At 74.4% G+C, this 10,169-nt stretch carries 9 protein-coding genes; 3 read left to right on the forward strand and 6 right to left on the reverse strand.

Annotated elements, in window-relative coordinates; genetic code table 11:
- Positions 1-182 precede the first annotated feature (182 nt).
- Positions 183-572: a DUF3253 domain-containing protein gene (locus FFA01_RS15335; protein ID WP_146857056.1), complete on the forward strand. Its 390-nt coding sequence runs from the start codon at positions 183-185 to the stop codon at positions 570-572.
- On the forward strand, positions 569-2,170 hold the full coding sequence (locus tag FFA01_RS15340; RefSeq protein WP_146857057.1) for an MFS transporter: 1,602 nt from the start codon (positions 569-571) through the stop codon (positions 2,168-2,170). Before FFA01_RS15335 ends, FFA01_RS15340 begins: the two co-directional genes overlap by 4 nt.
- 136 nt (positions 2,171-2,306) lie before the next feature.
- Here the strand turns inward: FFA01_RS15340 and FFA01_RS15345 are convergent, their stop codons facing one another.
- From FFA01_RS15345 to FFA01_RS15355, 3 genes are all read right to left on the reverse strand, one after another.
- Complete coding sequence (locus FFA01_RS15345) at positions 2,307-2,861, reverse strand: MOSC domain-containing protein (protein WP_182501152.1); 555 nt, start codon at positions 2,859-2,861, stop codon at positions 2,307-2,309.
- Between the two features lie 121 nt (positions 2,862-2,982).
- The gene (locus FFA01_RS15350; protein WP_146857058.1) at positions 2,983-3,501 is read right to left on the reverse strand and encodes a DinB family protein; all 519 of its coding nucleotides are present in this window, start codon (positions 3,499-3,501) and stop codon (positions 2,983-2,985) included.
- An 89-nt stretch (positions 3,502-3,590) separates the two neighbouring features.
- Positions 3,591-4,397 carry a nucleotidyltransferase family protein gene (locus FFA01_RS15355; protein WP_307725061.1) on the reverse strand — a complete coding sequence of 269 codons (807 nt, stop codon included), beginning with the start codon at positions 4,395-4,397 and terminating at the stop codon, positions 3,591-3,593.
- Between the two features lie 123 nt (positions 4,398-4,520).
- Between FFA01_RS15355 and FFA01_RS15365 the strand changes: the two genes are divergently transcribed.
- Positions 4,521-5,495: an XdhC family protein gene (locus FFA01_RS15365; protein WP_208720949.1), complete on the forward strand. Its 975-nt coding sequence runs from the start codon at positions 4,521-4,523 to the stop codon at positions 5,493-5,495.
- A 130-nt stretch (positions 5,496-5,625) separates the two neighbouring features.
- Here FFA01_RS15365 and FFA01_RS15370 read toward each other — a convergent pair whose 3' ends face one another.
- Genes FFA01_RS15370 through FFA01_RS16455 form a run of 3 tightly spaced genes read right to left on the reverse strand, consistent with a single transcriptional unit; the run spans position 5,626 to position 9,658 of the window.
- Positions 5,626-7,758, reverse strand: coding sequence for a xanthine dehydrogenase family protein molybdopterin-binding subunit (locus FFA01_RS15370; RefSeq protein ID WP_146857061.1), 2,133 nt, complete (start codon positions 7,756-7,758; stop codon positions 5,626-5,628).
- Positions 7,755-8,885, reverse strand: coding sequence for an FAD binding domain-containing protein (locus FFA01_RS15375; protein ID WP_146857062.1), 1,131 nt, complete (start codon positions 8,883-8,885; stop codon positions 7,755-7,757). The genes FFA01_RS15370 and FFA01_RS15375 overlap by 4 nt, the downstream gene beginning before the upstream one ends.
- Positions 8,882-9,658 carry a 2Fe-2S iron-sulfur cluster-binding protein gene (locus tag FFA01_RS16455; RefSeq protein WP_307725062.1) on the reverse strand — a complete coding sequence of 259 codons (777 nt, stop codon included), beginning with the start codon at positions 9,656-9,658 and terminating at the stop codon, positions 8,882-8,884. Before FFA01_RS16455 ends, FFA01_RS15375 begins: the two co-directional genes overlap by 4 nt.
- Positions 9,659-10,169 lie beyond the last annotated feature (511 nt).

A 10,169-nucleotide genomic window follows, 5' to 3' on the forward strand; every position in this document is an offset into this window, starting at 1 on the left:
TGGTGCGTCGTACGGGACGCGGTGTGCTGCGGGCGGGGGCTGTCGGCGTGACCGCACCGGGTTTCGTACACCGCACCGTGTCTCGTCGTGGTGCGTTGTACGGGACGCGGTGCGGTGCACGGAAGGAGGCGCGGTGCGCGATCCCGGGAACGCGCACCGCGCCTCCCGCGTTGACTGGTGACATGAGCCCCGCGACACCCGAATCGAAGACCTGCCGTTCCTGTGGGCGCCGCATCGAGTGGCGGAAGAAGTGGGCGTCGAACTGGGACGACATCGCGTACTGCAGCGACTCCTGCCGCAAGCACAAGGTGACGGCGCACGATCGCGAGCTCGAGCAGCGCATCCGCGACCTGCTGGCGCAGCGTGCCGCCTCGTCGAGCATCTGCCCGTCCGACGTGGCCCGCTCGCTGCACCCCGACGACGAGGACGCCTGGCGCGACCTGATGGAGCCCGTGCGTCGCGCAGCCCGGCGGATGGTCGCCGCGGGCGAGGTCGACATCACCCAGGGCGGCTCCGTGGTCGACCCGTCGACGGCCAAGGGGCCCATCCGGATCCGACGGCATCGGTCGTGAGCCGCGGTCCGAATCCCCTGGGCGACGCTCCCGACCCCCACCGCCCGGCCGAGAGCCGTGACACGCGAGCCGCCGACCCCCTCCGCCCGGCAGCCGACCCCCACCGCCCGGCCGAGAGCCGCGACACGCGAGCAGCCGACCCCCTCCGCCCGGCAGCCGACCCCCTCCGCCCTGCCGCCGACCCCCGCCGCTCGGCCGCCGCCCGTATCGCCCGGACCTCGCACGACGCCCGCCCGTTCGGTCCGCGCTTCGTCGTGCCGCTGCTGTTCGGCCCCCTGCTGAACCCGATCAACACGACGATGATCGCGGTGGCGCTCGCCCCGATCTCGAGCGACCTGGGCATCGGCGCCGACCAGGCCATCTGGCTGGTCGCCGCGCTCTACCTGGCGAGCGCCGTCGGCCAGCCCACGATGGGCAAGCTCGCCGACCGCCTCGGTCCCAAGAAGGTGTTCGTCACCGGCATGGTGGTCGTCATGATCGCGGGCGTGCTGCCCGAGCTGCTGCCGTCGTTCGGCGGCGCCATCGCGGCCCGGGTGCTGATCGGCATCGGGACGTCGGCCGCCTACCCCGCGGCGATGACGGCGATCCGCAATCAGTCGGACCGCCTCGGCGTCGCGACGCCCCCGCTCGTGCTGGGCGGCCTGTCGATCTCGTCGCTGGCATCCGCGGCGGCAGGCCCCGCACTGGCCGGTGCTCTCATCGGCCTGTTCGGCTGGCACTCGATCTTCCTGGTGAACGTCCCGCTCGCCGGCATCGGACTCGTCCTGTCGCTGCTCTGGATGCCCAGCGACACCCTGCGCCCGCTCCGCGACGGCCCCGCCTCGCGACTGCCGCTGACCCGCGCCGTCGACCTGCCGGGACTCGCGTTGTTCGCGGTGACGATCGCCGCCCTGCTGGTATTCCTGCTCGATCTGCCGCAGGGGTGGTGGTGGCTGCTGGCCGTGGCAGGCGCAGCTCTGGCCGGTCTGATCCTGTGGGAGCTGCGCGCTGTGGCGCCGTTCATCGACGTCCGCGTGCTCGCCGGCAACGGCGCGCTCACCCGCACCTATCTGCGGTTGTTCCTGGTCTACGGCATCGCGTACACGGTCACCTACGGGTTCTCGCAGTGGGTGCAGTCCGTCGCCGGCATCGGCAGCGCCCAGGCAGGTCTGATCCAGCTGCCGGGCGCGATCGTCGCCGGGGTCGTGTCGTTCGTCTTCGCGCGGCGGTCGGGCGTCCGACTCCCGCTGATCGTGGCGGCCACCGTGCCGATCGCAGGAGGCGCGCTGCTGCTGGCCACCGGCTCGGGTTCTCCGGTCTGGTCGCTGGTGCTCGTGCCGGCCCTGTTCGGTCTCCCGCAGGGCCTCGCGTCCGTCTCGAACCAGGCAGCGCTCTACCGCCAGGTGCCGTCGTCGATGATCGGCACGGCCGCGGGCCTCTCGCGCACCGCCATCTACATCGGCGCGATCGGCGCGTCGAGCCTCATCGGCGGCGTCTACGGCGACGCCCCGACGACGGTCGGGCTGCACACGTTGGCCTGGGTCGTGGTGGGGCTGGCGGTCGTGGCGACGGCGCTGACGGTGTCCGACCGGTCGCTGCGGGCCCCCGCCGGGACCTGAGCGACGGCCCGGCGCCCTCTCCGGCGGCCCGAGGCAGGCCCGGAGGCGACCCGGAGAGGGCCCGAAGCCGACCCGAAGCCGACCCGAAGCCGGCCCGCAGGCAACCCCGAGCCGGGCCGCCACGCCGCCCCCGCGGTCACACGGGCTGCAGCTCGACCCAGGGCTCGGCGGGCAGCTCGACGCCGACGGCGTCGCCCGCCCGGACGTCCCCGCCGGCGAGCACGATGCCCATGACGCCGGCCTTGCGCACGAGCTCACCCGCCTCGTCGCGTCCGACCACGGCCTTGAGCAGCCCGGACTCGAACCGGTCGATCTGCAGGCATGGGTTGCGCAGTCCCGTGATCTCGACCCGCGCCTCCTGACCCAGGGCGAGCACGGTGCCGACCGGCAGGTCGAGCAGGTCGACGCCGTGGGTCGTGACGTTCTCGCCGAGGTCGCCCGGCGAGACGTCGTAGCCGAGGTCGGCGAGCTCGGCGAAGAGCTCGGCGTGCATCAGGTGCACCTGGCGGAGGTTGGGCTGGTCGGGGTCGCGGGCCACTCGCGAGCGGTGCTGCACCGTGCGACCGAGATGGGCGTCGCCCTCCACGCCGAGGCCGGCGAGCAGGGTGACGCGCTCGACCGGCGGCTTGCTGAACCGGTGGGTCGAGTCGAGGCCGACGGAGACGACGGAGGCGCGGGTCACGTCAGCCATCGTGGCCCGCCTCCGCGCGTCTGTCGACCCCCGTCTCGACCGGTCTCCGCGGAGGCGTGCCCCGACGAGGGCCCTCGGGCGGTGCGGCCCGCCTCGGAGAGGCACCTCGATGCGTCCCGCGTCAGCGGCGGACGTCGTGCAGGTGGTGCACGGGGTCGTGGACGAAGTACCGAGCCAGGGAGTCGACCGTGAACGCCGAGCCGTCGCTCCGCAGTCCCGTGCGGTCGAGCAGGTCGTCGGGCACGGCCGCGAACGCCTCCGCCACGGTCGCGGCCGCGGCGACGAGCTCGTCGGCGACCACGTCGGGCCGCTGGCCGGCGTAGTCGTCGTCGAGGGCGGTGGCGTCCTGGTCCCAGTTCGCGAAGGCGGGGGCGTCCTCGGCGAGCATCAGCCGGAGGCGCGTCTCGAACACCCGGAACACGTCGCGGACGTGCGCGCCGTACTCGAGCGGCGACCAGGTCGCCTCGTCGGGCCGGTCGCGCGCGTCGGGACGGGCGAGCTCGGCGGGCCAGGCGGCGGCGTTCGCCCGGATCAGGCCGGGCACGTCGCGGTACGAGACCGCCGCGGGGTCGAACCCGCACTCGTCGCAGCGGCGCTCGAGCACCCAGGTCCAGTTCTTCGTGTCGGGCGTGATCGGCATGGGCACGACGCTAGGGTGCGGCGGACCGCGGCCGCCATCGAGATCCTGCCGACCTCGGTCGCCGGGGTGCCAGCTCGCGCCGCCGACGGTCAGGCGGGGGAGTCGACGTCGGCCCCGTCCCAGAGGTCGGCGCAGTCGACCTGCTCGGCGGCGTGCGCGCGCAGGTACGGACCGGCCCCGCGATCACCGGACAGCGACGCGGCGAGCGCCGACCAGTGGTCCCGCCCGACCACGACGGGATGACCCGGTCGGCCGTCGAACACGGACTGCCGCAGCACGCCCGCGTCCGCGGCAGCGGTCGGACCGGCGTCCCCACCGGAGAGCAGTCGCGCGACCGCGGAGGCCGGCAGCGTCGGGTAGTCGACCAGCGTGATCAGGGCGACCCGCGCCTCCTGCGGGTCGGGGTCCGTCGTGGCGGCGCGGAGACCGGCCCGCAGCGACGCCGCGAGCCCGTCGGCCCAGTCGTCGGCGACGACGACGCGGACGGCCGAGCCGAGGAGGCGCGGGTCGCGACCCGACGCGTCCACCGCCCCGGAGTCGCCGGTCAGGAGGCGCGGGTCGGCGGTCAGCAGCGCCTCGGCCTCGTGCGCCCGTGCCCCGAGCACCACGACGACCCGGTCGCACCCGCCCGCGAGCAGGGTCGCCACCCCGCGGGTCAGCCACGGACCGCGCTCGTCGACGACGAGCGCCTTCGGCCGGCCCATGCGCGAGCCGGCGCCGGCGGCGAGCAGGAGACCGACGGCGGTCGGCATCCGAGCGGCGGCCGGAGCCGGGGCCGGAGCCGGAGCCGGGGCCGGAGCCGGAGCCGGAGCCGGAGTCGGGGCCGGAGCCGAGGCCGCAGCGGGTGCCGCGGGGCGCGCGCCGGTGACGGGCGTCGGATCGGGTCGTGCGGCCATTCCGACAGGCTAGCCAGGCGGGAGGGCGGCGTCCCGTCACGCCCCTCACCGCCTATCGTTGACCTACCGCCCGAGCCTCGCGCGCACCCCGTCCCTGCCGCGCCACGTCACCCGAGGAGCACCGTGTTCGAGATCGCCGACCGCCTGCTGGCCCGGCTCGACGCCGGCGAGCCCCTCGCGGTCGCGACGGCCGTCTCGATCGACGGCAGCGCCCCGCGCACGGTCGGCACCTCGATGGCCGTGACGGCCGACGGCACGGTGATCGGCAGCATCTCGGGCGGCTGCGTCGAGGGCGCCGTCTACGAGATCAGCTCGCAGGTGCTCGACGACGGGGCCGCTCAGCTCGAGACCTTCGGCTTCAGCGACGAGACGGCGTTCGAGGTGGGGCTGAGCTGCGGCGGCCGCATCGAGGTGCTCACCCGGCTCGTCACCCCGGACGACGCGGTCACGATCGCCGCCCTGCGCGAGGCCGCGGCTGGGCGCGAGGCCACGGCGCACGTCGTGCTGGGTCCGATCCGCACCGGCGAGGTCGTGGCGTCGATCGACGACTGCGACGGTCTGCGGGTCTTCAGCGAGCGCTCGGCACCTCCGCCGCGCCTCCTCGTCTTCGGCGCCGTCGAGTTCGCCGTGGCTCTCTGCGATGCGGGCGCCGTGCTCGGCTACCGCGTCACGGTGTGCGATCCGCGCCCGGTGTTCCTCACGCGCGAGCGGTTCCCGTCGGCGGACGAGATCGTCGTCGAGTGGCCGCCGCACTACCTCGCGCGCACCGAGGTCGACGACCGCACCGTCATCGCGGTGCTGTCGCACGACGAGCGCTTCGACGCCGACCTGGTGGAGGTCGCCCTGGCGTCTCCCGCGGCGTACGTGGGGGCGATGGGGTCGAGGACCACGCACGATCGGCGGATCGCCGCCCTGCGCGAGCGCTCGGTGGACGACGCGGCGCTCGACCGGCTGCACTCGCCGATCGGCCTCGACCTCGGCGCGAGCACCCCCGAGGAGACCGCCGTCTCGATCATGGCCGAGGTGCTGGCGGTGCGGTCCGGGGCGACACGGGCGTCGCTGCGCGACCGCGGCGGCAGCATCCACCTCACCGCCTGACGACGGCGCCGCCCGACGACCGCGTCGCCTGACGACCGCGACGCCCGACGACAGGCGACCCGGCCACCTCGACGGCGGGAGGCGCGGTGCGCGCCGGCACCGCGCCTCCTGAACCGCTCGTCCCGGTCCCTCAGTACCGGGTGGGCAGCCCCGCGAGCAGCTTGTCGGGCTGGATCGGCAGATCGCGCACGCGCACGCCCGTCGCGTGGGCGACGGCGTTCGCGACCGCGGCGGCCGCCCCCACGTTGCCGATCTCGCCGATGCCCTTGCCGCCCATCGGGGCGAGGTGCGGGTCCTCCTCGTCGAGCCACTCGACCTCGATCGAGCCCACGTCGGCGTTGGCGGCGACGTGGTAGGTGGCGAAGTCGTGATTGCCGTAGTCGCCCTGCGTCGGGTCGAGCATGCCGTGCTCGTGCAGCGCCATCGAGAGGCCCATCGTCATGCCGCCGACGAACTGCGACCGCGCGGTGCGGGCGTTCATGATGCGCCCGGCCGCGAACACGCCGACCATGCGCGGCACGACGATCTCGCCCGAGTCGAGGTCGACGCGCGCCTCGACGAACTGGGCGCCGTAGGCGAACCGGGAGTGGTCGCTCATCGCCGCGATGTCCTCCTCGATGTCGACGACGACCTCGAGACCCTCAGGAGGCACGGGCTGGCCCTGCGACAGCAGCTCCGTCACCTGCCGACTCGCCTTCGTGACCGCCCAGCCCCACGACGCCGTGCCGGACGAACCGCCCGCGACCCCCGCGGTGGGCAGGTCGCTGTCGGCGATGCTCAGGTCGATGAGATCGACCGGCACCCCGAGCTCGGCCGCGGCGATCTGGGCCATGACGGTGCGGGCGCCCTGGCCGATGTCGGTGGCGTTGACGCCCACCGAGAACCGTCCGCCGGGCAGCGCGGTGACCCGGGCGCCGGCCGGCATGACGCTCGCCGGGTAGGTCGCGGCGGCCACGCCGGTGCCGACCAGCCAGCGGCCGATCCGACGGACGCCCTGGCGCGGGTCGCGGTCGTGCCAGCCGAACAGCTCCGCGCCGCGGGTCAGGCACTCGACCAGGTGACGGCTGCTGAACGGCTGCCCGGTGTGCGGGTCGACCTCGGGCTCGTTGCGCAGCCGCAGCTCGACCGGGTCGATCTCGAGCTTCAGCGCCAGCTCGTCCATCGCGGACTCGACGGCGTAGATGCCGGGGGCTTCGCCGGGTGCCCGCATCCACCGCGGCGTCGGCACGTCGAGCCGGGCCAGTCGGTGGGTCATCAGGCGGCTGGGCGCGGCCCAGAGGTGACGGGTCGGCTCGGCGGTCTGCTCGGTGAACTCCTGCAGCGTCGACGAGTGCGAGTACGTCTGGTGCGACAGCGCCGACAGATGCCCCCCGGAGTCGGCGGCGAGGCGGATGCGCGAGATCGTCGGGGTGCGGTAGCCCGACAGCGAGAACATCATCTGCCGGGTGTAGGCGAGCTTCACCGGCCGGCCGGACAGCATCGCGCCGATCGACGCGAGAACGACCACCGGGCGGGCGGAGCCCTTCGAGCCGAAGCCGCCGCCGACGTGCTGCGCGCGCACCCGCACGACGGCCGGGTCGAGCGAGAACAGCGTGGCGAGCGAGGTGGCGACGCCGCTCGTGCCCTGGTTCGAGTCGAGGACGTCGAGACGGCCGTCGACCCAGGTGGCGACGGTGGCGTGCGGCTCCATCGGGCTGTTGAACAGGGCAGCGGTCTCGTACGTCTCGTCGATCGTGACCGAGGAGTCGGCCATCGCCGCGTCCACGTCGCCCTGCGACGTGTCGGTCTCGAAGCCCGCGTTCACGGTCTCGGGCGCGTAGAGCGTCGGGTGGTCGGTGCTCAGCACGACGTCGATCCCGCCCTCGTCGTACTCCACGCGGAGAGCCGAGGCGGCCTCGCGGGCGGTGTCGAAGGTGTCGGCCAGCACGAGCGCGACGGGCTGACCGCGGTAGGCGACCGCGGCGGACTGCAGGACCAGCAGCTCGCCGTCCTCCGCGTCCTCGAGGTGCGGTGCCTGGTCGTGCATGACGACGGCCCGCACGCCTGGCATCCTCAGCACCTCGTCGCGGTTCGAGCCCATGATCGTGCCGGTCGTCACCGACGACTGCGCGATCCAGCCGTAGAGCACGCCGTCGGGCGTGTGCTCGTACGCGTAGCGGGCGGCGCCGGTGACCTTGTCCCGGCCCTCGAGCCGGGCCACGGGAGCACCGAGGCCGGTGGGGACGCTCGTGTCGACCGGGGTGACGACGTCGACGGTGCTCACGCCGCGCCTCCCTCGTGCCCGGTGGAGGCGGGATCGACGTCGGCCGCGACGCGGCGCGGCGACCCGTTCGATCCGGTGGGGCGGAACGGCGACGGGTCGCCGCCGTCCTGCTCCTGTTCCGCGTCGAGCCCGGCCAGCTCGCTCAGGACCCCGACGATCAGGCGCTTGAGCAGCGGCACCTTGAACGCGTTCTGCTCGGTGGTCGTCGCGGCGGCCAGCTCGACGTCGGCGGCGGCGGCGAAGGAGGCGGGGGTCGCCTCGGTGCCGACCAGCGCCTCCTCGGCGGCCCGGGCCCGCCACGGGACGGGCGATGCCGCACCCAGGGCGATGCGCACGTCGGTGATCGTGCCCGACTCGTCGACCTCGAGCGCGGCGGCGACCGAGCCCAGGGCGAACGCGTACGAGCGGCGGTCGCGGGCCTTGCGATAGGTCGAGTTGGTCGCCCAGGGAAGGGCGGGCAGCTCGACGGCCGTGATGAGGGCGCCGTCGGGCAGGTTCGTGTCGCGCGTCGGGTCGTCGCCGGGCTCGCGGAAGAACTCGCCGATCGGGAGGCGCTGCTCGCCGTCGACCGTCTCGAACACGACGGTCGCGTCGAGGGCCGCGAGGGCCACGGCCATGTCGCCGGGATGCGTGGCGATGCACCGGTCGTTGACGCCGAGGATGCCCAGCTCCCGCGAGAGGCCCGCGATCGCACCGCAGCCGGTGCCGGGTTCGCGCTTGTCGCAGGGCTTCGTGGTGTCCATGAAGTACGTGCAGCGGGTGCGCTGCAGCAGGTTGCCGCCGGTCGTCGCCTGGTTCCGCAGCTGGCCCGACGCGGCGCTGACCAGGGCGCGGGTCAGCAGCGGGTAGCGCGTGCGGATGAGCGGGTGCGCCGCGAGGTCGCTGTTGCGCACCCCGGCGCCGATGCGGACTCCGCCGGCCGGCAGGGACTCGCTCGCGGGCAGCTCGTCGACGCCGCCGAAGTCGACGCGGCTGACGTCGACGAGCAGGTCGGGGCGCTCGACACCGAGCTTCATCAGGTCGACGAGGTTGGTGCCGCCGCCGAGCGGTTTGGCGTTCCGGGTGGTGCTCAGCGCGGCGACGGCCGAGGCGACGTCGGCGGCCCGCTCGTACTCGAAGGTCTTCATCGGGTCGCTCCGTCGGTGGCGGTTGCTGCGGTTGCTGCTCTGCCCGCGGTGCCCGCGGTTGCCGCGGTTGCCGCGGTTGCCGCGGTTGCCGCGGTGCCCGCGGTTGCCGCGGTGGCCGCGGTGGCTGCGGTGCCCGCGGTTGCCGCGGTGCCCGCGGTGGCCGCGGTGGTCGTGGCGGCGGCGGCGGGGGTGGTGGTGGCTTCGCCGGTGCTGGTGCCGGTGCCGGTGCCGGTGCCGGTGGCTGCGGCGGTGGTCGCGTCGTGGGCGCAGGCGGCGTCGTGCACGGCCGGCACGATGTTCATGTAGGCGCCGCACCGGCAGAGGTTGCCGCTCAGTCGCTCGCGCACCTCCTCGTCGTCGAGTTCGATCTCACCGTCGGTGAGGTCGGTGGTGACGTGACTCGGCATGCCGGCCCGCGCCTCCTCGATCATGCCGACCGTCGAGCAGATCTGACCCGGAGTGCAGTAGCCGCACTGGTAGGCGTCGCGATCGAGGAACGCCTGCTGCACGGGGTGCAGCGTGTCGCCGTCGGCGAGGCCCTCGACGGTGGTGATGTCGCTGCCCTCGGCGCTGACGGCGAGCACGAGGCAGCTGTTGGTGCGGCGGCCGTCGACCAGGACGGTGCAGGCGCCGCACTGGCCGTGATCGCAGCCCTTTTTCGAGCCGGTCAGATCGAGGCGCTCGCGGAGGGCGTCCAGCAGAGACGTGCGGTTGTCGACGTCGAGTCGGTGGGGGGAGCCGTTGACGTCGAGGGTGATGGACGTGGTGGGCACGCCGGGCGTGCTCGATCGGGGTGGACTGGTTTCTGCGCTGACCTGGGACACCATGCGTGCACGGTATTCCCGGCTGGACGCCGGTGCCCGTCCGCTGTCCCCTTTGCGCAGCCGCCGCGTCGCCGCCGGTGCACCGCACCGCGTAGTGCCCACCGCACCGCTCCGCTCCGCACCGCCCCGCACCGCGTCCCGCCCGCCGCACCGCGTTCCGTGCACCGCACCCCGTCTAGTCCCGGTGCGCTGCACAAAACGCGGTGCGTTCGCGCCGCGCTGCGCCGCCCGCGCGGCCCCATAGTCACCGCACCGCGTTCCGTGCACTGCACCCCGTCTAGTCCCGGTGCGCTGCACGAAACGCGGTGCGTTCGCGCCGCGCTGCCGCGCAGCGGTGCTGCGCGCGCCCGCGGCCCCCGCACCGCGTTCCGTGCACGGCACCACGTCTAGTCCCGGTGCGCTGCACGGGACGCGGTGCGTTCGCGCCGCCCGCGCCGGCCGCCCGCGCCGGCCGCCCGCG

Source organism: Frigoribacterium faeni (genome assembly GCF_007988805.1).
GTDB lineage: Bacteria > Actinomycetota > Actinomycetes > Actinomycetales > Microbacteriaceae > Frigoribacterium > Frigoribacterium faeni.

Bases quoted from the DNA above. Each gene is read 5' to 3' on its own strand.
- FFA01_RS15335 (WP_146857056.1), top strand. From the start codon at position 183: ATGAGCCCCGCGACACCCGAATCGAAGACCTGCCGTTCCTGTGGGCGC.
- FFA01_RS15350 (WP_146857058.1), bottom strand. From the start codon at position 3,501: ATGCCGATCACGCCCGACACGAAGAACTGGACCTGGGTGCTCGAGCGC.
- FFA01_RS15375 (WP_146857062.1), bottom strand. From the start codon at position 8,885: ATGAAGACCTTCGAGTACGAGCGGGCCGCCGACGTCGCCTCGGCCGTC.
- FFA01_RS15355 (WP_307725061.1), bottom strand. From the start codon at position 4,397: ATGGCCGCACGACCCGATCCGACGCCCGTCACCGGCGCGCGCCCCGCG.
- FFA01_RS15345 (WP_182501152.1), bottom strand. From the start codon at position 2,861: ATGGCTGACGTGACCCGCGCCTCCGTCGTCTCCGTCGGCCTCGACTCG.